The sequence below is a fragment of the Streptomyces griseocarneus genome (assembly GCF_014655595.1).
Taxonomy (GTDB): Bacteria; Actinomycetota; Actinomycetes; order Streptomycetales; family Streptomycetaceae; genus Streptomyces; species Streptomyces griseocarneus.
Window position 1 is genome coordinate 57284 of record NZ_BNBL01000004.1, and the last position, 25754, is coordinate 83037.

General features: G+C 73.1%; 21 protein-coding genes and 5 tRNA genes. 13 read left to right on the forward strand and 13 right to left on the reverse strand.

Features of this window, described 5'->3' with window-relative positions:
• From purL to purS, 3 genes are read right to left on the reverse strand one after another with little or no spacing between them, the layout of a single operon-like run.
• Entirely contained in the window at window positions 1-2250 is a 2250-nt protein-coding gene (gene purL, locus IE295_RS11695) for a phosphoribosylformylglycinamidine synthase subunit PurL (protein WP_190063529.1), read from the reverse strand.
• Window positions 2247-2927, reverse strand: a complete 681-nt coding sequence (gene purQ, locus IE295_RS11700; RefSeq protein WP_190063530.1) for a phosphoribosylformylglycinamidine synthase subunit PurQ — start codon at window positions 2925-2927, stop codon at window positions 2247-2249. Before purQ ends, purL begins: the two co-directional genes overlap by 4 nt.
• Window positions 2924-3169 carry a phosphoribosylformylglycinamidine synthase subunit PurS gene (gene purS / locus IE295_RS11705; protein WP_042151546.1) on the reverse strand — a complete coding sequence of 82 codons (246 nt, stop codon included), beginning with the start codon at window positions 3167-3169 and terminating at the stop codon, window positions 2924-2926. Before purS ends, purQ begins: the two co-directional genes overlap by 4 nt.
• Before the next feature lie 316 nt (window positions 3170-3485).
• Between purS and IE295_RS11710 the strand changes: the two genes are divergently transcribed.
• The 10 genes from IE295_RS11710 (at window position 3486) to IE295_RS11755 (ending at window position 8539) form a co-directional block, all read left to right on the forward strand.
• Window positions 3486-3803, forward strand: coding sequence for a histone-like nucleoid-structuring protein Lsr2 (locus IE295_RS11710; RefSeq protein WP_190063531.1), 318 nt, complete (start codon window positions 3486-3488; stop codon window positions 3801-3803).
• A gap of 230 nt (window positions 3804-4033) precedes the next feature.
• Window positions 4034-4105, forward strand: a tRNA-Gly gene (locus IE295_RS11715).
• A gap of 45 nt (window positions 4106-4150) precedes the next feature.
• Window positions 4151-4222 (forward strand) — tRNA-Gly (locus tag IE295_RS11720).
• A 45-nt stretch (window positions 4223-4267) separates the two neighbouring features.
• Window positions 4268-4339, forward strand: a tRNA-Gly gene (locus tag IE295_RS11725).
• 77 nt (window positions 4340-4416) lie between these two features.
• Window positions 4417-4489: transfer RNA gene (locus tag IE295_RS11730), tRNA-Gly, on the forward strand.
• 149 nt (window positions 4490-4638) lie between these two features.
• On the forward strand, window positions 4639-5622 hold the full coding sequence (locus IE295_RS11735; RefSeq protein WP_190063532.1) for an ABC transporter ATP-binding protein: 984 nt from the start codon (window positions 4639-4641) through the stop codon (window positions 5620-5622).
• The gene (locus IE295_RS11740) at window positions 5622-6443 is read left to right on the forward strand and encodes an ABC transporter permease (RefSeq protein WP_190063533.1); all 822 of its coding nucleotides are present in this window, start codon (window positions 5622-5624) and stop codon (window positions 6441-6443) included. Before IE295_RS11735 ends, IE295_RS11740 begins: the two co-directional genes overlap by 1 nt.
• 40 nt (window positions 6444-6483) lie before the next feature.
• On the forward strand, window positions 6484-7803 hold the full coding sequence (locus IE295_RS11745) for a sensor histidine kinase (protein ID WP_224323686.1): 1320 nt from the start codon (window positions 6484-6486) through the stop codon (window positions 7801-7803).
• Window positions 7800-8432 (forward strand): response regulator transcription factor, encoded by a 633-nt coding sequence (locus tag IE295_RS11750; RefSeq protein WP_190063534.1) that lies wholly within the window; start codon window positions 7800-7802, stop codon window positions 8430-8432. The genes IE295_RS11745 and IE295_RS11750 overlap by 4 nt, the downstream gene beginning before the upstream one ends.
• A gap of 34 nt (window positions 8433-8466) precedes the next feature.
• Window positions 8467-8539, forward strand: a tRNA-Gly gene (locus tag IE295_RS11755).
• Between the two features lie 62 nt (window positions 8540-8601).
• Here IE295_RS11755 and IE295_RS11760 read toward each other — a convergent pair.
• From IE295_RS11760 to purD, 6 genes are all read right to left on the reverse strand, one after another.
• A complete protein-coding gene (locus IE295_RS11760; RefSeq protein ID WP_224322983.1) occupies window positions 8602-10020 on the reverse strand; it encodes a sensor histidine kinase in 1419 nt (472 codons plus the stop codon).
• Entirely contained in the window at window positions 10017-10715 is a 699-nt protein-coding gene (locus IE295_RS11765; protein ID WP_190063535.1) for a response regulator transcription factor, read from the reverse strand. The genes IE295_RS11760 and IE295_RS11765 overlap by 4 nt, the downstream gene beginning before the upstream one ends.
• A 140-nt stretch (window positions 10716-10855) precedes the next feature.
• Window positions 10856-11755: a phosphoribosylaminoimidazolesuccinocarboxamide synthase gene (locus tag IE295_RS11770; protein WP_190063536.1), complete on the reverse strand. Its 900-nt coding sequence runs from the start codon at window positions 11753-11755 to the stop codon at window positions 10856-10858.
• A 68-nt stretch (window positions 11756-11823) separates the two neighbouring features.
• Window positions 11824-13302: a N,N-dimethylformamidase beta subunit family domain-containing protein gene (locus tag IE295_RS11775; protein ID WP_190063537.1), complete on the reverse strand. Its 1479-nt coding sequence runs from the start codon at window positions 13300-13302 to the stop codon at window positions 11824-11826.
• A 174-nt stretch (window positions 13303-13476) separates the two neighbouring features.
• On the reverse strand, window positions 13477-15150 hold the full coding sequence (locus IE295_RS11780) for a hypothetical protein (RefSeq protein WP_224323020.1): 1674 nt from the start codon (window positions 15148-15150) through the stop codon (window positions 13477-13479).
• Window positions 15151-15415: 265 nt separating this feature from the next.
• Complete coding sequence (gene purD, locus IE295_RS11785) at window positions 15416-16666, reverse strand: phosphoribosylamine--glycine ligase (RefSeq protein WP_190063539.1); 1251 nt, start codon at window positions 16664-16666, stop codon at window positions 15416-15418.
• A gap of 323 nt (window positions 16667-16989) precedes the next feature.
• Between purD and IE295_RS11790 the strand changes: the two genes are divergently transcribed.
• Complete coding sequence (locus IE295_RS11790) at window positions 16990-17706, forward strand: SLATT domain-containing protein (RefSeq protein ID WP_086566121.1); 717 nt, start codon at window positions 16990-16992, stop codon at window positions 17704-17706.
• Between the two features lie 51 nt (window positions 17707-17757).
• Here IE295_RS11790 and IE295_RS11795 read toward each other — a convergent pair whose 3' ends face one another.
• From IE295_RS11795 to IE295_RS11810, 4 genes are all read right to left on the reverse strand, one after another.
• The gene (locus IE295_RS11795) at window positions 17758-18408 is read right to left on the reverse strand and encodes a putative DNA-mimic protein (RefSeq protein ID WP_086566122.1); all 651 of its coding nucleotides are present in this window, start codon (window positions 18406-18408) and stop codon (window positions 17758-17760) included.
• Window positions 18409-18560: 152 nt separating this feature from the next.
• Window positions 18561-21032, reverse strand: a complete 2472-nt coding sequence (locus IE295_RS11800; RefSeq protein ID WP_190063540.1) for a dolichyl-phosphate beta-glucosyltransferase — start codon at window positions 21030-21032, stop codon at window positions 18561-18563.
• 45 nt (window positions 21033-21077) lie between these two features.
• Window positions 21078-21773, reverse strand: coding sequence for a GntR family transcriptional regulator (locus IE295_RS11805; RefSeq protein ID WP_190063541.1), 696 nt, complete (start codon window positions 21771-21773; stop codon window positions 21078-21080).
• 205 nt (window positions 21774-21978) lie between these two features.
• The gene (locus tag IE295_RS11810) at window positions 21979-23334 is read right to left on the reverse strand and encodes an aspartate aminotransferase family protein (RefSeq protein WP_190063542.1); all 1356 of its coding nucleotides are present in this window, start codon (window positions 23332-23334) and stop codon (window positions 21979-21981) included.
• Between the two features lie 332 nt (window positions 23335-23666).
• Between IE295_RS11810 and IE295_RS11815 the strand changes: the two genes are divergently transcribed.
• Window positions 23667-23870, forward strand: a complete 204-nt coding sequence (locus IE295_RS11815) for a cold-shock protein (protein ID WP_190063543.1) — start codon at window positions 23667-23669, stop codon at window positions 23868-23870.
• A gap of 135 nt (window positions 23871-24005) precedes the next feature.
• Window positions 24006-25706, forward strand: a complete 1701-nt coding sequence (locus IE295_RS11820; RefSeq protein ID WP_190063544.1) for a serine/threonine-protein kinase — start codon at window positions 24006-24008, stop codon at window positions 25704-25706.
• Window positions 25707-25754 lie beyond the last annotated feature (48 nt).

The following is a 25754-nucleotide window of genomic DNA, read 5'->3' on the forward strand; positions in this document are numbered from 1 at the left end:
CTAGGCGAGCAGCGCCGGAATCGTCGCCTCGTGCGCCTGCCGGAGCTCCGTCAGCGGAATCGCGAACTGGCCCTGGACGTCGATCGTTTCGCCGTCGACGACGCCGATGCGCGTCGCCGGCAGGCCCCGCGCGCCGCACATGTCGTTGAAGCGCAGCTCCTCGCTGCGCGGCACGGCGACGACCGCGCGGCCCGCGGACTCCGAGAAGAGGAAGACGAACGGGTCCATGTCGTCGGGCACGATGATCCGGGCGCCCTTGCCGCCGCGCAGGCACGACTCGGCCACGGCCTGGATCAGGCCGCCGTCGGAGAGGTCGTGCGCGGCGTCGATCATGCCGTCGCGGGAGGCGGCGATCAGGATCTCGGCCAGCAGCTTCTCCCGGTCGAGGTCCACGGCCGGCGGCAGTCCGCCGAGGTGGTCGTGGACGACCTGCGACCAGGCCGAACCGCCCAGCTCCTCCTTGGTGTCACCCAGGAGGTAGAGCAGGTGCCCCTCGTCCGAGAACGCCATCGGCGTACGGCGGTTGACGTCGTCGATGACGCCCAGCACCGCGACCACGGGGGTCGGGTGGATGGCCGTCTCGCCGGTCTGGTTGTAGAGCGAGACGTTGCCGCCGGTCACCGGGGTGCCGAGCGTCAGGCAGCCGTCCGCCAGGCCGCGCGTGGCCTCGGCGAACTGCCACATGACGGCCGGGTCCTCGGGCGAACCGAAGTTCAGGCAGTTGGAGATGGCCAGCGGCCGGGCGCCGGTGGCGGCCACGTTGCGGTACGACTCGGCGAGCGCGAGCTGGGCGCCCGCGTACGGGTCGAGCTTGGCGTAGCGGCCGTTGCCGTCCGTGGCGACCGCGACGCCGAGGTTGGTGTCCTCGTCGACGCGGACCATGCCCGAGTCCTCGGGCTGGGCGAGCACGGTGTTGCCCTGCACGAACCGGTCGTACTGGTCGGTGATCCAGGACTTGGACGCCTGGTTCGGGGAGGAGATCACCTTGAGGACCTGCGCGCGCAGTTCCTCGGCGGTCTCCGGGCGGGCGAGCTTGTTCGCGTCGTCGGCCTGCAGGGCGTCCTGCCAGTCCGGGCGGGCGTACGGGCGCTCGTAGACCGGGCCCTCGTGGGCGACCGTGCGCGGCGGTACGTCCACGATCTGCTCGCCGTGCCAGAAGATCTCCAGCCGTTCGCCGTCGGTGACTTCACCGATGACGGTGGCGATGACGTCCCACTTCTCGCAGATCTCGAGGAATCGGTCGACCTTGCCCGGCTCGACGATCGCGCACATGCGCTCCTGCGACTCGCTCATGAGGATCTCCTCGGGCGAGAGCGTCGCGTCGCGCAGGTGCACGCGGTCGAGTTCGACGCGCATGCCGCCGGAGCCGGCGCTGGCCAGCTCGCTGGTGGCGCAGGACAGGCCGGCGCCGCCGAGGTCCTGGATGCCGTCCACGAGGTCCTCGCGGAAGATCTCCAGGGTGCACTCGATGAGGAGCTTCTCCTGGAAGGGGTCGCCGACCTGGACGGCGGGGCGCTTGGTCGGCTTCGAGTCGTCGAAGGTCTCCGAGGCCAGGACGGACACGCCGCCGATGCCGTCGCCGCCGGTGCGGGCGCCGTAGAGGATGACCTTGTTGCCGGCGCCGGAGGCCTTGGCGAGGTGGATGTCCTCGTGCTTCATCACGCCCACGCACAGGGCGTTGACCAGCGGGTTGCCCTGGTAGCAGGAGTCGAAGACGACCTCGCCGCCGATGTTGGGCAGGCCCAGGCAGTTGCCGTAGCCGCCGATGCCCGCGACGACGCCCGGCAGGACGCGCTTGGTGTCGGGGTGGTCCGCGGCACCGAAGCGCAGCGGGTCCATGACGGCGACGGGGCGGGCGCCCATGGCGAGGATGTCGCGGACGATGCCGCCGACGCCGGTGGCCGCGCCCTGGTAGGGCTCGATGTACGACGGGTGGTTGTGCGACTCGACCTTGAAGGTGACCGCGTAGCCCTGGCCGACGTCGACGACGCCGGCGTTCTCGCCGATGCCGACGAGCAGGGCGTCGTTCTCGGGGGCCTTCTCGCCGAACTGGCGCAGGTGGACCTTGCTGGACTTGTACGAGCAGTGCTCGGACCACATGACGGAGTACATGGCCAGCTCGGCGCCGGTGGGACGGCGGCCGAGGATGGCGCGGATGCGCTCGTACTCGTCCTGCTTGAGCCCGAGTTCGGCCCAGGGCTGGTCGACGTCGGGCGTTTCGTTTGCGTGCTTGACCGTGTCGAGAGTCATGCGTTGACCAGCTTCTTCAGGATCGAGGTGAAGAATCCGAGCCCGTCCGTGCGGCCGGTGCCGACCAGGGGCTCGACGGCGTGCTCGGGGTGCGGCATCAGGCCGACGACGTTGCCGGCGGCGTTGGTGATGCCCGCGATGTCGCGGAGCGAGCCGTTGGGGTTGACGTCGAGGTACCGGAAGACGACGCGGCCCTCGGCCTCGAGCTCGTCCAGGGTGTGCTCGTCGGCCACGTAGCGGCCGTCGATGTTCTTCAGCGGGACGGAGATCTCCTGGCCCGCCTCGTAGTCGGCCGTCCAGGCGGTGTCCGCGTTCTCGACGCGGAGCTTCTGGTCGCGGCAGATGAAGTGCAGGTGGTTGTTGCGCAGCATCGCGCCGGGCAGCAGGTGCGTCTCGGTGAGCACCTGGAAGCCGTTGCAGATGCCGAGGACCGGCATGCCGCCCTTGGCCTGCTCGATGACGGTCTCCATCACCGGCGAGAAGCGGGAGATGGCGCCCGCCCGCAGATAGTCGCCGTAGGAGAACCCGCCGGGCAGGACCACGGCGTCGACCTGCTTGAGGTCCTTGTCGCGGTGCCAGAGCGGCACGGGCTCGAGGCCGGCGATCCGGACGGCGCGCTGGGTGTCGCGGTCGTCCAGGGTGCCGGGGAACGTGACGACTCCTACGCGTGCGGTCACGAGTCGACTCGCACGGTGAAGTCTTCGATCACGGTGTTGGCGAGAAACGTTTCGGCCATCTCGTGGATTCGGGCGAGGGCGGCCTCGTCGACCGGGCCCTCCACCTCGAGTTCAAAGCGCTTGCCCTGACGGACGTCGGCGATCCCCTCGAAACCCAGGCGTGGCAGCGCGCGCTGCACCGCCTGGCCCTGCGGGTCGAGGATCTCCGGCTTGAGCATGACGTCGACTACGACGCGTGCCACTGGCACTCCCGGTGTGTGGTGCGTGAGCTGAAGCGGTGATGTCAGAGTACAGTCCCGAAAAATCTACGCGCATAGATATGCTGGGCTTATCCTCCGCGTTTACGCGGGGCGACACGGGAACGCACGGAAAAAATTCCGGAAAAACACCGGAAGATCGCACCGTCGCGATTGCGACGGGGCGCGCGGACGGAATTAACTGGGCTTCACCACGCATTGCCTTTTGTTGTACAAGTGAATATGTATTGACCGAGAACAACCGCAACCCTCACATCACCGCAGGTCAAGGCGGTGATACCGGCCGAAAGGACCCATTTCCGTGGCGCAGCGCGTAGTGGTCACACTCTCCGACGACATCGACGGCGGGGAAGCCGCGGAGACCGTCATGTTCGGGATCGACGGCAAGTCGTACGAGATCGACCTGAACACTGCCAATGCGAAGAAACTGCGAACCGTCCTCGCCCCTTACGTGGAGGCCGGCCGCAAGCAGTCCCGCTCGGGCAAGGCCTACCGGCGCACGGCCGTCGCACCCGACCCCGCCGCGGTGCGGGCCTGGGCCCGCTCGCACGGCATGGAGGTCCCGCCGCGCGGCCGGATCCCCAAGAAGGTCTACGAGGCGTTCAACGAGGCCGCCTGAGGTACGGGCCCGCCGCCCGGACGGCCGTGGGGAGGCCGGGGAGGCCGGGGAGGCCGGGGAGGCCGGGGAGGCCGCCGGGCGGAACGCCGAGGTCCGCCGGGGCGGCCTGTCGGCCGAACGGGTGGAGGGGCCTCTTCCGGTCCGACTTGCCAAGCACCCCGGATGATCAGCTAGAGTCTGGATCACGCCGAGGGGCAAGGCCGGGAAACCAGCCGGAACTTCGGGGTCATGCGGGTGTAGCTCAGTAGTAGAGCGCCCCCTTTCCAAGGGGGAGGCGCAGTGTGCGATTCCTGTCACCCGCTCTGACCGTCCAACCGGCCACGTATGTGGTCCGGGTGGATGGACGCGCGGGTGTAGCTCAGTAGTAGAGCGCCCTCTTTCCAAGAGGGAGGCGCAGTGTGCGATTCCTGTCACCCGCTCTGACCGTCCAACCGACCACGTACGTGGCTCGGGTGGATGGACGCGCGGGTGTAGCTCAGTAGTAGAGCGCCCCCTTTCCAAGGGGGAGGCGCAGTGTGCGATTCCTGTCACCCGCTCTCATCGCTTACCGACCACGGTTGTGGATCAGGTAGAGTGGTGCACGCGCCGCCCGGTGAAAGCCGGTCGGAGGCATGCGGACGTAGCTCAGTTGGTAGAGCACCACCTTGCCAAGGTGGATGTCGCGAGTTCGAGTCTCGTCGTCCGCTCAGAGAACGAAGGCCCCGGTCGGGAACGACCGGGGCCTTCGGCGTTCCCGGGGTTCGAAGGCCCCCCGCCCGCGCCTGATGACATTCGTCATCCGAAGTCATGACAGGCCGCACTGACCCGGAGCCGGGCGGGCCGGGAGCCTTGAAGCATGGACTTCGGGGAGAGTGTGATCGAGGTCTCAGGACTGCGGCGCAGGTACCGGCAGTCAGGGGACGAGGGATTCGAAGCGGTGCGGGGCGTCTCCTTCACCGTGCGGCGGGGCGAGTTGTTCGCGCTGCTGGGGACGAACGGCGCGGGCAAGACCTCCACGGTCGAGGTGCTGGAGGGCCTCGCGCGGCCCTCGGAGGGCCGGGTGCGGGTGCTGGGCCACGATCCGTACGAGGAACGGCGCGCGGTGCGCCCGCGGATCGGGGTGATGCTCCAGGAGGGCGGCTTCCCCTCCGACCTGACCGTCGCCGAGACGGTGGCGATGTGGGCGGGGTGCACGACGGGGGCGCGGCCCGCCGGCGAGGCGCTCGGCCTCGTGGGGCTCACGGCCCGCCGGGACGTCCGCATCAAGCAGCTCTCGGGCGGCGAGCGGCGGCGGCTGGACCTCGCGCTGGCCCTGCTCGGGCGCCCCGAGGTGCTCTTCCTCGACGAGCCCACGACCGGCCTCGACCCCGAGGCGCGGCACACGACGTGGGAGTTGGTGCGCAGGCTCCGCGACGAGGGCACGACGGTGCTGCTCACCACCCACTACCTGGAAGAGGCCGAGGCACTGGCCGACCGGCTGGCGATCATGCGCGAGGGCCGGATCGTGGCGACCGGGACGCCCTCGGAGGTGATCGGCGGCTATCCGTCGCGGATTCGCTTCGCGATGCCGGACGGCTGGTTCGTCGGGGATCTGCCGCCGCTGGCCGAGATGGGGGTGCTCCGGCACGAGGAGACCGGCGGGCGGGTGGAGCTCCAGACGGGCGAGCTGCAGCGCACCCTGACCGGGCTGCTGCTGTGGGCGCGGGAGAAGAACCTCGAGCTGGAGGGGCTCGACGCCCGGACCGCCTCGCTGGAGCAGGCGTTCCTGGCGATAGCGGGGGCGACGGAGTCCTCCGCCGCGGCGGAGGCGCCCGGCGCACTGACGGGGAGGAACGGCTGATGGCGGTGAACGGCGTGAAGACGGCGGGCGCGACGGGTACGGGGGTCCCGACGGGCGCGACGACGGTCACGGGACGGGCACTGGCCCTGGGGCGCGCGGAGCTGAAGCTCCTCGGCCGCAACAAGACGGCCCTGTACATCACCCTGCTGATGCCCCTCTTCATGGTCTACGCCATGCGCTCGGGCACGAAGAACCTGGACCTGGAGGGCTCCGGACTGTCACTGAAGGAAGTGACCATGACCGGCGCCTTCGGATACGTCCTCCTCTTCGTCGTCTACTACAACCTCATGAGCGCCTACACCGCCCGCCGCGAGGAGCTGGTGCTCAAGCGGCTGCGCACCGGGGAGGCCGGCGACGCGGAGATCCTCGCGGGGACGGCCCTGCCCTCCGCGGCGATCGCCCTGGCGCAGTGCGTCCTGCTGGTCGGGGCGGGCTCGCTCTGGCTGGACATGCGGGTCCCGGCGCGCCCCGAACTGCTGCTGGCGGGCGTCCTGCTGGGCATCGTCCTGCTCGCCGCGCTGGCCGCCGCGTCCACGGCCTTCGCCAAGACCTCGGAGAGCGCGCAGCTCGCGGCGATGCCGCTGGCGATGGTCTCGATGCTGGGCTCGGGGATGTTCTGGCCGCTGGCGGCGATGCCCGAGGGCCTCGCGCGGTTCTGCGAAGTGCTGCCCATGACGCCCGTCGTCGAGCTGATGCGCACCGGCTGGCTCGGCGGGGCGAGCGCCGCCGAGGTCCTGGGCCGGCTGGGGGCCGCCTTGGTCTGGGTGATCCTCGGGGTGTTTGCTGTACGTCGGTGGTTCCGCTGGGAGCCACGGCGCTGAGCTGGGGAAACATCGGGGGTGGCGGCGCGTGATCCGTCGGGTGCGCATATTCCGGAGCCGGAGCAGGATCGAGCAGATCGACCTCTACACGCGCGGCGCGCTGTACGTGGTCCCGTGGTTCTTCCTCCTGGTCGAGGCGGGGGCCCTGGTGGGTCTCGCAGGGCCACGGCCGCTGCCCCGGGCCCTGGCCGTCGCCCTGATCGCCGTGGGCGCCGTGCAGGCCACGTTCGGCATCGGTCTGACCCGGCGCGCCCTCGACCGCTACCTGCGCAAGGAGACGACCGGCCTCACGTGGCGGCTGGTCGTCTCGTTCGTGCTGCTGGCGCTGGCGGTGTGCCTCTTCGCGAAGCTGGTGACCGTGAGCGCCGAGGACGTCGCGCAGGTCGGGTCCACGACGTTCATGGGCCTGACGGTGGCGCCCCTGGGGTCTCTGTGCCTGGTGGTGCGGAAGCGGACCTACTGGATGCTGTGCGCGGCCGGTTCGTTCGTCGCGGCCGTGCCGTTCGGCGTGGCCGGCATCCCCGTTCCCGCGCTGGTGGGAGTGGTCTTCGGCGCGCTCTTCGTCAGCGGCTGGGTGATGCTGATGGCGCGGGTCTCGGGGTGGATGCTCTCCATCATCTGGGAGCTCGACGCGGCCCGCGCGGTGCAGGCCCGGCTCGCCGTCGCCGAGGAACGGCTGCGGTTCTCCCGCGACATGCACGACATCCTGGGCCGCAACCTCGCCGCGATCGCCCTCAAGAGCGAGCTGGCGGAACAGCTCTCGCGGCGGGGTTCGGACGCGGCCACGGCACAGATGGCGGAGGTGCAGCGGATCGCGCAGGAGTCCCAGCGCGAGCTGCGCGAGGTCGTCCGCGGCTACCGCGAGGCCGACCTCCACACGGAACTGGTGGGGGCCCGCGGCATCCTGGCGGCCGCCGGCATCGAGTGCCGCATGGAGGACACGGCGGTCGAGGAGCTGCCGGCGCAGGTCCAGTCGGCGCTGGCCTGGGTGGTCCGCGAGGCCACGACGAACGTGCTGCGGCACTCGGACGCGAGCCGCTGCGCGGTGCGGCTGCGGACCGTGAACGGGGTGGCGGTGCTCCGGATCGAGAACGACGGCGTGCGCGACGCCCCCGCGGGGGCGGGCGACGGGGCCGGCGGCGGCTCGGGGCTGGCGGGGCTGCGGGAGCGGCTGACGGCGCTGGGCGGGACGCTGACGACGGAGCACGGCGCCCACCGGACGTTCCACCTGACGGCGAGGATCCCGCCCGAGGACGCGGCCCGGCCCGGGCCGGAGCCCGGCTCGGACCGGGCCGCCGGGCAGGCGGAACCGCCGGCGCCGCAGCCCGCCGCCGCCGGACTGGAAGGGAGGACCGCATGACCGGGGGACCGGGTGGAGCCCGGCCGATCCGGGTGATGCTCGCCGACGACGAACACCTGATCCGTGGGGCGCTGGCCGCCCTCCTCGGGCTCGAGGACGATCTCCAGGTGGTGGCGGAGGCTGCGTCCGGGCCCGAGGCGCTGGCGATGGCCGTGGCGCACCGGCCGGACGTAGCCGTACTGGATCTCCAGATGCCAGGGGCGGACGGTGTGACAGTCGCCACATCCCTACGGTCCGAACTCCCCTCCTGCCGCGCCATGATCGTGACGGGTCACGGCCGCCCCGGGCACCTGAAGCGGGCCCTGGAGGCGGGGGTGCGGGGGTTCGTGCCCAAGACCGTATCGGCCCAGCGGCTCGCCGAGATCATCCGCACGGTGCACGGCGGAAGCCGTTACGTGGACCCGGAGTTGGCGGCCGACGCGATCAGCGCCGGGGACTCGCCGCTGTCCGCGCGCGAGGCGGAACTGCTCGAGCTGGCCGAGGACGGCGCGCCCGTCGCGGAGATCGCCGAGCGGGCCTCGCTGACGCCCGGAACGGTCCGCAATTACCTCTCGGCGGCCGCCGCGAAGCTGGGCGCGGAGAACCGTCATGCGGCGGCGCGCATCGCACGTGCCCAGGGTTGGCTATAGTGGTACCCGCACCGCACGAGAGCGCGGGGCGAATGCGGACGTAGCTCAGTTGGTAGAGCACCACCTTGCCAAGGTGGATGTCGCGAGTTCGAGTCTCGTCGTCCGCTCAGAGAACGAAGGCCCCGGTCGGGAACGACCGGGGCCTTCGGCGTTCCCGGGCCCCTCCGGCTCAGTCCGGAGAGCCCGGAGAGCCCGAAGAACCCGGAGGGAAGCGCAGGCGGAAGAGGGCGCCGCCCGTGCCGGCCTGTTCCGCCGTGAGCTCGGCGCCGTGGGCGCGGGCGATCTGGCGGGCCATGGCCAGGCCCAGGCCGGAGCCCGGCAGCGCGCGGGCCTGGCGGGAGCGGTAGAAGCGGTCGAAGACATGGGGCAGGTCCTCGTCCGAGATGCCGGGGCCGTGGTCGCGCACGGTGAGGTCGAGGGTGCCGTCCGTACGGGCGAGGCGCACCTCGACCACGGCGCCGGGCGGGCTGAACTTGGCCGCGTTGTCCAGCAGGTTGGACAGCAGCCGGGCGAGCCGGGCGGGCACGCCCGGGACGGTGGCCCCGGCCAGGTCGGCCGTGAAGACCGTGCCCGGCCAGTGGCCGCGGGCGTCGGCCACGACGCGCTCGGCGAGCCGGTCCAGCCGCACCCGCTCGACCAGCTGCTGCGGTTCCTCGTCGCGCGCCAGCTCGATGAGGTCGTTGACCATGCCCGTCACCTCGCGCAGCTGGCGGCCCAGGGCGTCCGAGGCCCGCTCGCGCTGGGCGGTCGAGAGCCGGTCGGCGCGGGCGAGCAGCTCGGCGTTGGTGCGCAGCGCGGTGAGCGGGGTGCGCAGCTCGTGGGAGGCGTCGGCGACGAGCCGGCGCTGGGCGGCGACGGCCTCCTCCAGCTCGCCGAGCATGGTGTTGAAGCTGGTCGCGAGGCGGGTGATCTCGTCCTGGCGGCGCGCACCTCTTTTCTCGTAACGCGGCAGCTCGATGCGGTGGGCGGGGTCGCGGGTGGCGGCGATGCGCTCGGCCGTGGCGGTGAGGCGGGTGACCGGCCGCAGGGAGGTCCGCGCGGCGAGATGGCCGAGCGCCGCCGCGAGGAGGACCCCGACGGCGCCGACCGCGCCGAGGTAGAGCCCGGCCTGTTCCACGCTCTCCCCGACGGCGTCGGAGCGGGCCGCCACCTGCAGGGCCCGCCCGTCGCGGCCCGGGACCGGGGTGGTCAGCATCCGCATGGGGCGGCCGTGGTGGGTGATGTCGCTGTAGTACGCGCCGAGGGTGCCGGCCGCGACCCGGCGGGTCGCGCCGGTGACGGGCAGCACCAGGCCCCTCTGGCCGGGCGCCGCCGGGTCGGCGCGCACGATCTGGGCGCAGGCGGGGGCGGCCCGCCAGGCGCACTGGTCGTAGAGCACGCCCTGGTCGGCACCGCTGCGGCTCTGCTGGGCGATGAGCCCGGCCTGCTGCTTGAGCTGGAGGTCCAGCTGGCGCACGAGCTCGTAGCGGATGACCACATAGGCGCCGGCCAGCACGCCCAGGGCGACGAGCGCCACCGCGGCGGAGGTGACGAGCGTCAGCCGGGTGCGCAGCGGCCTGCGGCCGAGCGGGCCGGTCCGCCGGCTCACCGCTGGGCCAGCTGGTAGCCGACGCCGTGGACGGTGTGCACGAGGCGGGGTGCGCCGCCCGCCTCGAGCTTGCGCCGGAGGTAGCCGACGTAGACGGCGAGGGAGTTGGACTCGGGGCCGAAGTCCGCGCCCCAGACGCGTTCCTGGATCACCTCGCGCGGCAGCACCTGTCCCGGGTGCCGCAGCAGCACCTCCAGCAGCGCGAACTCGGTCCGGGTGAACTCCAGGGCGAGCCCGGCGCGCTCGCCGGTGCGGGTGACGGGGTCGACGCGCAGATCGGCGAAGGCCAACTCGCGCTCCTCCCCCACCCGTTCGGCGGGGGCCGCGCGGCGCAGCAGGGCCCGCAGGCGGGCGAGCAGCTCGTCCAGTGCGAAGGGCTTGACCAGATAGTCGTCGGCCCCGGCGTCCAGGCCCGCGACGCGGTCGGAGACGGCATCGCGGGCGGTCAGGACGAGGACGGGCGTCCGGTCGCCGAGCTCGCGCAGCCGTCGGCAGACGGCGAGGCCGTCGAGCACGGGCATGGCGAGGTCGAGCACGATGGCCCCGGGCGGCGCGCTCGCGACGGCGGAGAGGGCCTGGAGCCCGTCGGCGGCCGAGCGCACGGCGTAGCCCTCGACGGTCAGGCTGTCGACGACGGCTGCCCGTACGTCGGGGTCGTCGTCCACGACCAGTACGGACGTCGGCGTCTCGGCCATCGCGCCTCCGGCGGGGGTACGGGATCTTGTGCGTGCCCCCACGATGGCATGCGCTGTCTGAGAGGGCTCTTAGGGAGGGCCCCTCACGCCTTCACGCCTTCACCGTCCGCCCGGCCCGCCCTACGCGGGCCGTGCCGCCGCTACGCCCACTTCGAGCCGGTCAGGCGCTCGTAGGCCTCGACGTACTTGGCGCGGGTGCGCTCGACGACCTCCGCCGGCAGCTCCGGCGGCGGGAGCTGGCCGTTGCGGTCCCAGCCCGAGGCCGGCGAGGACAGCCAGTCGCGGACGAACTGCTTGTCGAAGGAGGCCTGGGGGCGGCCCGGCTCCCAGGAGTCGGCGGGCCAGAAGCGGGAGGAGTCGGGGGTCAGCACCTCGTCCGCGAGGACCAGGTCGCCGTCCGCCCAGCCGAACTCGAACTTGGTGTCGGCCAGGATGATGCCCCGGTCGCGGGCGATGTCGCGGGCGCGGCTGTAGACGGCCAGGGTCGTCTGGCGGAGCATGGCGGCGGTCTCGGCGCCGACGCGACGGGCGGTCTCCTCGTAGGAGACGTTCTCGTCGTGCTCGCCGACCTCGGCCTTGGTCGCCGGGGTGAAGATCGGCTGGGGCAGTTCGGAGGCGTTGGTCAGGCCCTCGGGGAGGGCGAGACCGCAGACGGTGCGGGTCTGCTCGTACTCCACGAGGCCGGATCCGGTGAGGTAGCCGCGGGCGACGCACTCGACCGGGATCATCTCCAGGGAGCGGCAGATCAGCGTGCGCCCGGCCCAGTCGGCGGGGGCGCCGGCGGGCAGGTCGGCGGAGAGCACGTGGTGCGGGATGAGGTCGCGCAGGCGGTCGAACCACCACAGGGACAGCTGGGTGAGGATGCGCCCCTTGTCGGGGATCTCGGTGGGGAGCACCCAGTCGTAGGCGGACATGCGGTCGCTGGCGACCATCACCAGCCGGCCGGCCTCGTCGCGGTAGAGGTCGCGGACCTTGCCGGTGTGCAGGTGCGTCAGCCCCGGGACCTCGACGGGCTTGGGCTTCTCGACGAATCCGGACACGCGTCCTCCTGGTGGTTTGTCCAAACACCTCGATTCTGCCGTACGGCGGCGCCGGGCTCCGCCGGGGGTCAGGCCCGTTTGCAGATGCGGTCCAGGAGGTTGGCCGTGGCCCGCTGGATCCGGGCGTCCACGTGGCCGGGCCGGTCCAGGGCCGGGGACCAGGCGAAGGTGCCGGAGGCGAAGACCAGGGCGCCGCTGGGCGCGCGGTACAGGGAGGTCTCCTGGTGCCGCCTGGCGCCCTCGCCGTCCTCGTACGGGGAGTGGGCCAGCAGGATGCGACGGGTGTGCTCGGGCAGGGCCGTACGGGGGAAGTAGCGGTCGGCCTCGCCCGCGACGAGGCCGGCCAGCTCGTCGCCCTCGCCTGCGCCGGTGGCCTCCCACAGCCAGTGGCCGGCGTTGCGGACGACCAGCGGGGCGGGCTCGGGGACGCGGCCGGCGTACTGGATGCCGAGCAGCTGCTGCTCGGGGGGCGACATGTCGCGCCACAGCGCCGAGCGGCCCGGCCCCCGGCGCTTGCGGCAGGTCAGCAGGTGGTCGGGGCCGGCCGGCGAGGGGGCGAGCTCGACCTGCCAGTACATGGTGTTGGAGGAGAGGAAGACCAGCGAGGTGCCGCAGTCGCGGGCGTCCTCGACGGCGCGGCGCATGGCGGGCGACCAGTACTCGTCGTGGCCGGGGAAGACCATGCCCCGGTAGCGTGCCGGATCGATTCGCCCTGCGTGCAGGTCGCGGGTCTCGGCGTAGGCGAGGCCGTAGCCGTAGCGCTCGGCCCAGCGGATGAAGTCGTAGGCGTGGCCCACGTGCAGCGGCAGCCCGGCGCCGGCGTAGGGGCGGTCGAAGGAGACGGTGGTGGCCGCGCCCTCCTCGCCGAGGAGCCGGCCGCCCTCGTCCCAGGCGTGGTAGAGGCTGGCGCCGGTCCGGCCGTCCTCGGGGTAGAGGTTGTAGGCCTGCCAGGTGATGTCGGGCAGGACGAGCAGCAGATCGGCCGGGGCGCTGTCGCGGACGGTGAAGGGGATGTGGCTGCGGTAGCCGTCGGCGGTGGTGAGGACGGCGACGTAGGCGCCGGTGCTCCAGAAGCTGGGGATCTGCAGCCGCCAGGACAGCCACCAGTGGTGACAGGAGACCGTGCGGTCCGCGGTGAGCGGCGGCGGCTGGACGATGCCCGACAGCCGGGGGCTGGTGGTGATCTTCGCGGCGCCGACGCCCTGGTAGTGGCCGATGCGGTAGATGTCGACGGCGAACTGCTGCGGGGGGTCCACGGTGATCCGGAAGTCCACGGCCTCGCCGGGCGCCACCGCGCTGTCGGTGGCGAAGCCCTTGATCTGGCAGTGGACGTCGTCGGCGGTGCGGGGCCCGGGTCTGCGCGGAGGGGGGACGCGCGCGCCGGCCGGGGCGACGACCGGATCGACGTACCAGGGAATGATCTGGCCGGTGCCGTCGAAGTAGTACTCGCCGCCGCGCAGCCAGGGCAGCGGCCCCTGTCCGAAGGGATCGGAGACGGCGTGCGCGAGCGCCCCGGATTCCCAGCGCCGGACCTGCTCCATCCCCATGTGCGCTCTCCCTCCCCTGGATCACCGCATACCCATTCGGTTTCCCAGCAGATCACAGGACACACCCGGCTCGTCACTGTTCGTCGGCAAATTCCCCGGAAGTGATGGCTCGGCCTCTACGCAGCGTCACCGCTTCACCGTCCGTGACGGCGCCGCCGGGGCGGACCGGAGCCGTCAGCCCAGCCGGACGGGCTTCTCCGGGCGCACCCCGATCTCGCCGAGCCAGGCGCGCAGGGGCTCGCCGTCGCCGTCCTCGATCAGGCTCAGGACCGTACGGGCGAGGTCGGCGCGGCGGGCGCCGCCGATCAGCAGGGCGGGGCCGTCCAGCCAGTCCAGGCCGGGAACGGCTCCGGCCGTGTCGACGGCGGCGCAGCACACCATGGCCGTCACATGGTCGGTGAGCAGCTCGCGGCCGCTGCGCGGCGGCTGCAGCGGGAACAGCGGGGCCAGCCCGTCGATCCAGGAGCCGGCCGAGGCGCCGAACCCGCCGCGCTCGGCCACGAGCTCCTCCCGGGCCGCCTCGCGGGCGACCTCCGCGCTCAGCCGCACCTCCAGCTCCTCGCCCACCCCGCCGCCGGCCGGGCCGGTGAGGCGCTCGAGGACCCGGGCGACCGTGGGCGCCGCGGGTGTGGGGTCCGGCACGAGCGGGGCCCGCTGCGCGTCCGGCACGGCGGGCAGCGCGCGGGGCGCGATGTCGTCCAGGACGCGGTGCAGCCGGGCGGCCTCCAGCCGCCATTTGCGGTCCACGACCTCCTCCGGATACTGGCTCCAGCTGACGGGCGACCAGTCGGGGCCCGGCTCGGGCGGGCCGCCGTGGAAGAGGCGGGCGGCCAGCAGGGAGGCGGCCTCGTCGATGAGGCCGGGCTCCTCGAGCAGGTCGCACGCGGGCCGCTCGCCCAGCCGGGAGGCGAAGCCCTCCGCCAGCCGGTCGCGCCGGGAGAGCTCGGTGAGCGCGGAGACGACGCCCGCGTCGAGGCGCGAGGGCCAGCGGCCCATGCGCCAGGCGGGCAGCGCGACGCGGTTCAGCAGCCGGTCCCAGCCGGCGTAGGCCAGGCCGACCTGTTCCTGGGCGACGATCCGCAGGCCGTAGTCGACGGTCTGGGCGCGCTCGGAGGCGGCCGCGGCGACCCCGCGCTCCATCTCCGCGGCGTGGTCGCGGCAGGAGCGCAGCAGCAGCCGGGCGACCCAGCCGACGAACGCGAGCAGCGGGCGCCCGGCCGCCACCGCCACGGCGGCGTCCAGGCCCCGTACGAAGCGGCGGGCGGCCGCTATGTCGGGGTGGGCGGCCGGGCCCGTGCCCGCCACCACGGGGGCGAGCAGGGCGCGCAGCTCGGCGACGCGCATCCACCACAGGAACGGCGAGCCGATCACCAGCACCGGCGCGGCCCCGGCCCGGCGGCGCACCGCAAGGCGCTCGCGCGGAGGGCCGTGCGCGGGGTGCGTACGGTCCTCCAGCCAGCTGTCGCAGTCGGGGGTGAGGGCTATGGCGGAGGGGGCGGGGACGTCCAGCCGGTCGGCGAGGTCACGGACCAGGCGGTAGAGGTCGGGGGCCGTCGCCTCCGGGATGGGGACGGTGGGGCTGAGGGCCGGCCGGGCCCGCGCGACCACGGCGGCCACGCCGGCGGCCAGCACCAGGGCCAGCACGGCGAGGGCGCTCACGACCGGCCGGACGACGTCCCAGACGGAGTCGTCCGGGATGCGGCCCATGGCCGAGCCCGCCGCCAGCACGACCGCGGCCGCCGCCGGCAGCAGGGCGACCGCCAGCGCGGCGCTGCGCACCCGCAGCACGGCGAGGGCTCGGGCGCGCGCGGTCAGCACGCCTGCTTCGGGACCTGCCACGAGACCGATCACCCCCAGTCGCCTGTAGTGCTGCCCGGGTGCCTACCACCCCCACTGTGGCACCGGCCTCTGACATCGCAATGCCGGTGGGCCAGTTGCCGGACGCGCAGCAGGCCTTCGCCGCACCCTAGTTGGGGTCGGGGCACCCGTCAGCCGGTTGGCCGATCGGTCACTCGATGGAATGGCTTTGGGCAAAGGCCCGTACGCAGGCCGCCCCCACCCGATCCATCGGAACTGGCGTTCGACGAACGGGTGGGGGCAGGGCGCCGCGGGCTCAGGCGGAGGCCGCGGCCTTCGCCGCGATGTCCGTCCGGTGGTGCGAGCCGTCCAGGCGGATGCGGGAGACGGCCTCGTACGCGCGCGTACGGGCCTGCTCCAGGCCGGCGCCGGTCGCGGTGACGGACAGCACCCGGCCGCCCGCGCTGACCACGCGGCCCTGGGCGTCGTGCGCGGTGCCGGCGTGCAGGACGTAGGCCTGCTCCACCTCGGCCGCCCCGGCCAGGCCCTCGATCACGTCGCCGGTGCGCGGGGTGCCGGGGTAGTTGTGCGAGGCGATGACGACCGTCACGGCCGCGTCGTCGCTCCAGCGCAGCGGCGGCTCGGCGGCGAGGTTGCCCGTGGCGGCGTTGAACAGGACGCTCGCCAGCGGGGTCCGCAGACGGGCCAGCACGACCTGGGTCTCCGGGTCGCCGAAGCGGGCGTTGAACTCGATGACCCGCACCCCGCGCGAGGTGATCGCCAGGCCCGCGTAGAGCAGCCCGGAGAAGGGCGTGCCCCGGCGGCGCAGCTCGTCGACGGTGGGCTGGAGCACGGTTTCCAGCACCTCGTCGACCAGCTTGGGGTCGGCCCAGGGCAGCGGGGAGTAGGCGCCCATGCCGCCGGTGTTGGGGCCCTCGTCCGCGTCCAGGGCGCGCTTGAAGTCCTGGGCGGGCTGCAGGGGAAGGACCGTTTCGCCGTCGGTGATCGCGAAGAGCGAGACCTCGGGGCCGTCCAGGAACTCCTCGATCACCACGCGCTCGCACGCGAGCGCGTGCTCCCGGGCGGCGGCGATGTCCGGGGTGACGACGACGCCCTTGCCGGCGGCCAGGCCGTCGTCCTTGACGACGTACGGCGCGCCGAACGCGTCGAGGGCCGCGTCGACCTCCTCGGGCGTGACGCACACGTAGCTGCGGGCGGTGGGGACGTTCGCGGAGGCCATGACGTCCTTGGCGAACGCCTTGGAGCCCTCCAGCAGGGCCGCCTCGGCCGACGGACCGAAGACGGGGACGCCGCGCTCGCGCAGGACGTCGGCGACGCCCGCGACCAGCGGCGCCTCCGGGCCGACCACCACGAGGTCCGCGCGCAGCGACGCGGCCAGCTCCGCGACGGCCGAGCCGTCCAGCGCGTCAACGGGATGCACCTCGGCCACCTCGGCGATCCCGGCGTTGCCGGGGGCGCAGTGCAGCGCGGTGACGTCGGGGTCGAGGGACAGAGAGCGGCACAGGGCGTGTTCGCGGGCGCCGCCGCCGATGACGAGGACCTTCACAGGGGCCACCCTATTGCCTGTCTTGTGGATCACCACGACTCGGGTGCCGCCCGCTCTTCGTAGGAACCTCTTGACGCACCCCCCGGGAGCCCCTCGACGTGCCTCCTGGGCGCCCCCGGGCGTCCACGGCCCGGCCGGGAGGAACTCTTTCGAGTGAGGGCCGAGGGGCTCCTATACCTGATTCCGCCGCACTTACGGACGGAAAAGGCTGGATCTTGCGCCCAACGCCAACCGTTCGGCGGTAGGAAGGAGGCTGCCAGCACGGTTGAGGTGCGTGGACGCGCACACGGCGGAGAGGGAGTGCAGGCGTGAGCCAGCCTGAGATGCAGCCCGAGGGGCTCCCTCGGGAGCAGGACGGGAAGCACCGGGGCGACCTGCGCGGCCGGACCTTCCCGCTCGGGGACTGGGGAGAGCCCGCCGAGCGGCTGGACGAGCTGTACAGATGGGTCGAGGGCGGTGCCCTCAACCTCGCCGACTGGTACCTGACCGACCGCGCCTGGAAGCGCCGCTGGGCGCGCGGGCTGCGTCTGGCCGCCGCCTCCTGCGCCCTGGTGGGGGCCGCGCTGCCGCTGCTGGAGCTGACGAAGGTGCTGCGCACGGGCTCGGCCTGGGCGTTCCTGGCGCTGCTCGGCGCGGTGGCCTGTGTGGCCTGCGACCGCTACTTCGGCCTGACGTCCGGCTGGATGCGGGCGGTGGCCACGGCGCAGGCGGTGCAGCGGCGGCTGGAGGTGCTGCAGTTCGACTGGGCGTCGGAGTGCGTGCGCGAGGTGCTCGGCCCGACCGAGGGCACGGCCAGCGAGGCCGCCGAGCGCTGCCTGACCGTGCTGCGGCGCTTCTCGGAGGACGTCTCCGAGCTCGTACGGGCCGAGACGGCCGACTGGATGGTGGAGTTCCGGGCGGGCCCGGCGCCGCTGCTGACGCAGTCGCTCGTGGCCTGGGGCCCGCGGGGCGAGGGCAACGGCCCCGTGGGGCGGTTCCCGATGCCGCCGCACACGCGGCCGAACATGCCCCGGCAGCGGCCGCCGGAGTCGCCGCGCTAGACGCTCCCGTGCCGGACGGCCGTGGCCGCCGTCCGGCACCGAGGGCGCCCGTCAGCTGAAGACGATCATCGACCCCTGGCCCAGGCTGCGCGTCGCCGCCGCGTGCAGCCCCAGCCACACGTGGCGCTCCCGGGCGAAGGGGCTGTCGTCGTGCGGGCCCGGCGCCGCGCGCTCCTCGAGGGTGGTCGGGTGGTCCGGAGCGGCGGGCGCGGCGGGCGGGTTGGCCGGGTCGATGCCCAGGACCGGTGCCACGGCGAGGAGTTCGCGCAGCAGGCCGTGGCTGGATCCCAAGGGGCCGCCGCCCTCGAGTAGTTCGTCGTTGTACAGCGGGTGGGCGAAGTCCACGGGGACGTACGCCCCGGCGTGGTCGTAGTGCCACACGAGGTGCGACTGCTGGGCGGTGCTCTCGAACATCTCCAGCAACTGCTCGTAGTCGCCGCCGAGTTCATCCACGGGAGTGACGGCGAGACCGCACAGGTTCAGCAGGTGGGCCCGGCGCAGGAAGTGCAGGGCGTCGTAGTCGAAGCCCGCGACCGGGGCCACGTCGCCGGAGAGGCCCGGCATGTAGCCGAAGACGGGCACGGGAGGCAGTCCGGCCTCGCCGAGGGCCTTGTCGTACGCGGCGATCTCCTCGGCGAAGGGGTTGTCGGGGCTGTGGCACAGCACGTCGACAAGGGGCACTAGCCAGAGGTCACAGGCCACGTGAACTCACTCTCGTTTTCGCGTTCGTGCGATGGTCGGGGCATGCGATGGTCGGGCCAGAGTAGTGCCGCTCAGCCGGTTGTCACACAGGGCCGACGCAGATGGAATCGCACGCTCCGCACGGCCGCGGACGCCTCCCGCCACCGCCCCCGTCAGCGGTCCGTCCGCACGTCCCACACCCACACGTCGCCGGCCCGCTTCGGCTGCCTGCCCGACAGGGCGGTGACCGCGGCGCGCAGCGCCTCGTCGTTGTCCTGACCGGCCAGGACGAGCGCGTCCGCGCGCCAGAAGTCGAGGTCCCAGCCGAACTCGCGGCGCTGCTGGGGGCCGATCTCCGGCACCCTGCCCGTCTCACGGACCTTGCGCAGCAGATCGGACGTGGGGCGCGGCTGCGGCCCGTAGATCCCGATGCGCTCGGGGCCCCACGGACCGTTGAAGTAGCCGCCGGGGAAGCGGAAGCCGAGGCCGGCGTCGATCTGCCAGCCCAGGGCGGCGGTGTCGGCGGGCGAGGGGACCGGTACGGGCACCAGGGAGCGGCCGGGGCGGACGTACTCCCGCCAGGTGCCGTCGGTGACGAACGCGGGCACGGGGGCGCGCTCGACGGTGCGGTACGGCGTGGGGAACAGCGGCAGCACGGCCACGGCGAGCGCGGCCGCCCCCAGCAGCCGGCGGGAGCTCTCGCGCTCGCTGCGGACGCGCCGCAGGACCAGCCGGTCGCAGCCGAGGGCCAGGAGGATGCCGAGGGCCGGCACGCAGACCATGGCCATCCGCGACTCGATGACCGACTCGAAGACGGGCAGCGGCGCGATCATCCGCCACGGTCCCGGCAGGGTCTTGCCGGTGCCGGGCAGCGGGATGTTCTGGCCCAGGGAGAGCACGGCGGCGGCCAGCGCGGTGAAGCCCAGGGCGCGCACGCGCGGCTGGTCGCGCAGGTGGACGACGAGCGCGACGGCGAGGACGACGAGCGGCCAGCCGAAGAAGGCGTTCTCCTCGGTCCGGTTGAGCGACAGCGAGGCCGCGACGTGCTCGTCGCCGGCCAGCGAGCGGGTGGCGAACTCCAGCAGCGCCATGGGGTGGTTGCCCACCTGCCCGTGCAGCACGCTGCGGTAGCTCTGCGGGCCGAAGAACTGCCAGGCCAGGGGCGCCATCACCAGCGGTACGGCCACCAGCGCGGCGATGCCCAGCCCGCGCAGCAGGGGCGGGGCGACGGCCTTGGCCACGTCCGGGGAGGCGACCGCGTAGCCGAAGGCGAACAGGATCATGCCCGTCGCGGCCAGCAGCAGCGCCTCCTCGCCGAGGAAGACCTGGTAGGCGAGGAAGAGGCCGAGGACGACGGCGTCGCGGGTGGGCCGCCGGCCCTCGCACAGCCGCAGCGCCCGGTCGATGATCAGCGGCATCATGAAGAGCACCGCGAAGTTGGGGTGCGCGGTGCCGTGCGAGATCATCGGCGGCGCGAAGGCGCAGAACCCGCCGCCCAGCGCGGCCGCCCAGCGGGAGCGCACGAAGCGTCTGGCGATGAGCCAGTACCAGGAGCAGGCGGTCGCGGTCAGCCCGCCGGTGAGCACGACGGCCCAGGTGACGTGGGCGCCGAGGGCGAGGGTGAGGGGCGCCAGCGGTACGGACAGGCCCAGCATGGCGGTGTTCGCCATGAGGTTCACCCCGAGCGGGGCGTTCTGCAGGCCGGTGAAGAGCGGGTTCCGCAGGTGCGCGACGTTGTCGGCGGTGACCGCGAAGAACCATTCCCACTGCTGCTGGTCGGAGCCGGAGTCGGCGAGGTAGGCGCTGCCGAGGCCGCCCCACAGGCCGCCGTAGAGGAAGAAGGAGAGCAGGAGGAAGATCGCGGGTATGGCTATGTGTTCCGGGCGCACCGCGCGCCAGCGCAGGCGCACGAGGTCCGCGAGGACGGTGGGGTAGGCGAACGGGCGGACCTTGGAACCGGGCTGGTGGGCCCAGCGGACGGGCACTTCGGCGACCTCCCAGTCCATCTGGTGGAAGAAGCGCAGGATTTCGACGTCGTAGCTCCAGCCGTCCAGCCGGGAGCCCGCGAAGGCCGTGCGGACCTTGTCGCCGTCGAAGAGCTTGAAGCCGCACTGGGTGTCCCGTATGCCCGGCACGGCGGCCGCGCGTATCAGCCGGGAGCCGAGCCGTCCCATGATCTCGCGCACGGGGTTCTGGCGTACGGCGATCCGCGATTCCGGCAGCGCCCGGGAGCCGACGGCGGCGGCCGCGCCCTCGTCGAGGCGCCGCCGGAGCAGGGCCATCTCCTCGATGGGGGTGGCCAGGTCGGCGTCGGTGACCAGGACCCGGCGCCCGCGCGAGGCGAGCACTCCGGTGCGTACGGCGTGGCCCTTGCCGCGGTTGGCGGGGGTGCGCAGCAGGTGGACGCGGGGCTCCTCGGCGGCGGCGGCCTCGGTGACGGCGGCCGTGCCGTCGGCGGAGCCGTCGTCGACGACGATCAGCTCCCACCGCAGGGGTGCGAGGGTGTCGAGGTGGGCGCGCACCGCCGCGAGGGTCGGGGCGAGCCGGTCCTCCTCGTTGTACGCGGGGATGACCACCGTCAGATCGACGGCTGACTCAGCCGTCGTTCCGGAGGGATCCGACGGCTGGGCCGGTGCCGGCTTCATGGCGAATCACATTCCGTTTGTCGACGACGGCGAGCGACATCGACCTTATGTGGTCGAACTCTGATCGGGTCGCGGGGTCAGGCCGTCGATCAACGCCAGCGAGTGCTGGTTGTACGCCACGACGATCCGCTGCGCGCGGGCCACGTCGCGGCACTCCACCGCCTCCACGAGGTCGGCGTGGCCGTGCCACAGCCGCCCCCTCAGGTCCCCCAGGCGCCGCAGCAGCGGCACCGTGAAGATCCAGCTCTGCACCCTTACCCGGTCCAGGAAATCCGATATGTAAGGGTTACCCACCAGCCCGGCCATCTCGCGCCAGAAGCGCAGGTCGTAGCCGATGAGGATGTCGAGGTCGCCCGCCATCGCGGCCCGCCCGGCCTCGTCCGCGCGCCGCCGCACCGAGGCCAGCGCCTGCGGCGTCGCGGCCTGCAGCGCGCGCTCGGCGGAGCGGCGGAACATGCCCTCGACGATCAGGGTGCGGGCCTCGATCATGTCGCGGAAGTCGGCGTAGGAGAACTCCCGCACGCGGTAACTGCGGTGCAGCTCCACGTCGAGCAGCCCCTGCGAGCACAGGTCGAGCAGCGCCTCGCGGACGGGTGTGGCCGAGACGCCGTACTGCTCGGCGATCTCCTTGACGGTGAACTGCCGGCCCGCCGGGAGCCGCCCCGCGATCACCTCGTCGCGCAGCGCCTCGGCGATCTGTGAGCGCAGCGTGGTGCGCTTGACAGTCTCGCTGCCGGGCATTGGTCTCCGTCTCCGCCTTTTCCGATGTCCCCTGGCCGCCGCGCTGACATGCGAACGGCCCCCGCCACGATATGCGAGGGCCGTCACGGGCGATATGGCCGTGAGCACGGGAAGGGCGAACGCTACCGGATCGCCGGGCTGGGCGGTACGGGTGGGTACGGGCGGTTCGGTCCCCCGGGCCGTGCCGGCCCGGGGGCGCCGGCCGTCAGACCGTGTACCGGTCGGCCACCGTCAGCGCCTCGTCCAGGGCCGCCAGGCCCTCCTTGGCCTCGGACGCGGTGATGGTGCACGGCGGCACGACGTGGGTGCGGTTCATGTTCACGAACGGCCAGAGGCCGGCCGCCTTGCACGCGGCGGTGAAGGCGGCCATCGGGGCGTTCGCCTCGCCCGTCGCCGCGTACGGCACCAGCGGCTCGCGGGTGGCGCGGTCGCGGACGAGCTCCACCGCCCAGAACGTGCCGAGGCCGCGCACCTCGCCCACCGACGGATGGCGCTCGGCGAGCTCGCGCAGGCCGGGGCCGAGGACGTCCTCGCCGATGCGGGCGGCGTTCTCCACGATGCCCTCCTCGGCCATCGCGTTGATCGTCGCCACGGCGGAGGCGCAGGCGAGCGGGTGCCCGGAGTAGGTGAGCCCGCCCGGGTAGGGCCGCGTCTCGAAGGTGGCGGCGATCTCGGCGGACAGGGCGACGCCGCCGAGCGGCACGTAGCCGGAGTTGACCCCCTTGGCGAAGGTCAGCAGGTCGGGGGTGACGCCGAAGTGGTCGGCGGCGAACCACCGGCCCGTGCGCCCGAAGCCGGCCATGACCTCGTCGAGGACGAGGAGGATGCCGTACCGGTCGCAGATCGCGCGGACGCCCGGGAGGTAGCCGGGCGGCGGGACCATGATCCCGGCCGTTCCCGGCACGGTCTCCAGGACGATCGCGGCGATCGTCGCCGGCCCCTCGAAGGCGATGGTGTCCTCGAGGTGCCGCAGGGCCCGCTCGCACTCCTGCTCCTCGTTCTCCGCGTGGAAGGGCGAGCGGTAGAGGAAGGGCGCCCAGAAGTGGATGACGCCGGCCGAGCCGGTGTCGGAGGGCCAACGGCGCGGATCCCCGGTGAGGTTGATCGCGGCGGCGGTCGCGCCGTGGTACGAGCGGTAGGCGCTCATCACCTTGGGGCGGCCGGTGTGCAGCCGGGCCATCCGGACGGCGTTCTCGACGGCCTCGGCGCCGCCGTTGGTGAAGAAGATCTTGTCCAGGTCGCCGGGCGTCCGCCCGGCGACCAGCCGCGCGGCCTCGGACCGCACGTCGACGGCGAAGCCCGGCGCGATCGTGCACAGCCTGCCGGCCTGCTCCTGGATCGCGGCGACGACCTTGGGGTGCTGGTGGCCGATGTTGGTGTTGACCAGCTGCGAGGAGAAGTCGAGATAGCGGTTGCCGTCGTAGTCCCAGAAGTACGAGCCCTCGGCGCCGGCCACGGCCAGCGGGTCGATGAGGCCCTGGGCGGACCAGGAATGGAAGACGTGCGCGCGGTCGGCCGCCTTCACGGCGGCGCCAAGGGCGGGATCGGGCTGCGTGCTCACGGGCGTGACCTCTGATCTGAGTGCGGGAGGAAAGAGGCGTGGGCTGTGCGGCCCCGAGCCTACGAAAGCGCCGCCCGGGCCGGTACCGGCACTGTGTCGCACCGCCCGCCGCGCACGCGGACACAATGCCGGGCGCCCGCGGCGGCCGCGGGATCACGCAAATCGCCGTACGGGAAATCCCAATTCGACGGCATTCGCCTGCTACGGTCCTTTGCGGTTGCAGTTTGGTACCCATTTGTCTTGTGCGCCTGAGGTCCGCGACCTCGGGCGCACTTGCGTTTTTCACCGGGCGTGTGAAATTCCCTCGCACGCCCCCTCATAAGGAGATCGGCTTGGCTACCGGCATCGTGAAGTGGTTCAACTCGGAAAAGGGCTTCGGCTTCATCCAGCAGGACGGCGGCGGAGCCGACGTCTTCGCCCACTACTCCAACATCGTCAGCCAGGGCTACCGGGAACTCCAGCAGGGCCAGAAGGTGACGTTCGACATCACGCAGGGCCAGAAGGGCCCGCAGGCGGAGAACATCCTTCCGGCCTGACGACCGGGGCCCGGGGCCGCTGCGGCGGCCGCCCGGAGCCGGGGCCGGGGCCGCACTTGCGCCGTGCGGATACCCGGCCCTTTGCCGTGCCGCTATTCTCCCCGCGACGAAACATGGGGGAAGGAGGGCACCGGCATGGAAGACCTGTCGCCGGAAGACCCGCGAGAACTCGGCGCCTATCGCCTGCTGGGCAGGCTGGGGGCCGGAGGCATGGGCCGGGTCTACCTCGCCCGCTCCGACCGGGGACGCACGGTCGCGGTCAAGCTGATCCAGCCGGAACTCGCGGGCCAGGAGGAGTTCCGCCGCCGCTTCCGCCAGGAGGTGCGCGCCGCCCGGCGGGTGGGCGGCGAGTGGACCGCGCCCGTGCTCGACGCGGACACCGACGCCGCCGTGCCCTGGGTCGCCACCGGCTACATCGCCGGCCCCTCGCTGCGCCAGGTCGTCGACACCGACTACGGCCCGCTGCCCGAGCGGTCCGTGCGCATCCTCGGCGCCGGGCTCGCGCGCGCCCTGCAGGCGATCCACGCCGCGGGGATCGTCCACCGCGACCTCAAGCCCTCCAACGTCCTGATCACCCTCGACGGCCCGCGCGTCATCGACTTCGGCATCGCCCGCGCCCTGGAGACCGTCACCGACGGCGGCCTGACCCGCACCGGGGCGGCCGTCGGCTCGCCCGGCTTCATGTCGCCCGAGCAGGTGCGCGGCGCCCAGGTCACCCCGGCCAGCGACGTCTTCTGCCTCGGCTCGGTGCTGGCCTACGCGGCCACCGGCAGGATGCCGTTCGGCACGGCGGACAGCGGCGTGCACGCGCTCATGTACCGCATCGCCGAGGAGGAGCCGGACCTCACCGGGGTGCCGGACACGCTGCGGCCGCTGATCTCCGCGTTCCTGGTCAAGGACCCCGCGCGGCGGCCCACGCCGGAGGAGGTCCTCGAGCGCACGGGCGTGGAGGACCTGCTGCCCGACCTGAGGACCGCCGAACCGTGGCTGCCCGGCGGGCTCGTCGCCCAGCTCGGCCGGCACGCCGTCCAGCTGCTCGACGTCGAGAGCCCGGCCGCCCGCCCGGCCGCCGAACCGATACCTCCGGCCTCCCCCGAGCCGCCCACGCGGGTCGAGCCGTGGGACGCGCGCCCCGCCGAGCCGCCCACCGTCACCGCGCCCGGCGCCGGCCCGCTGCCGCCGCCCGCGCCCGGCACCGGCTACGGCTACCCCGGCCCGTACGGCCCCTCGCCCTACGGCCTTCCCGCACCGCCGCCGTCCCGCTCGAAGGCGCCCTACGTGCTGGCCGCCGTCATCGCCACGTGCCTGCTCGCGGGCGGCGGGACGGTGTTCCTGCTCAACCGCCACACCCAGGACGACGCGCGCTCCCCGGACCCCGCGCCGACGCCCTCCACGTCCGCCCGCGGCTCGTCGTCCGCAGCGTCCGGGCCGCCCACGGCCGGGCCGACGACACCGGCCGGCACGAGCCCCACGCCGGCCACCGGGGCGAGCACGTTCCTCGGCACCTGGCAGTCGAGCTTCGGCAGCGGCTCGCGCGTCAACACCCGGACCATCACCATCTCCGGGGGCTCGGCCGCCGACGTCACCATCGACGGAAGCGGCGTCCTGGACGACGGCACCTCCTACGTCTGCACGTGGCACGCGACCGCCGGCGGCGGCACCGGCGGGACCCCGATGCACGTCGGTCCCTCCAGCGTCACCCGGGCCATGCCCAAGTCGGCCTGCCAGCCGGGCTCGTCGTCCGACCTGGTCCTGCTCCCGGACGGCAGGATGCGGCGCGACTTCTCCGACTCCGGCACGAAGGACGCGTCGCTCGTCTACCGCAAGATCTACTGAGGACGGGCGGACGACGGGCATACGCCGGCGCCCCGGTGGCGATGAGCC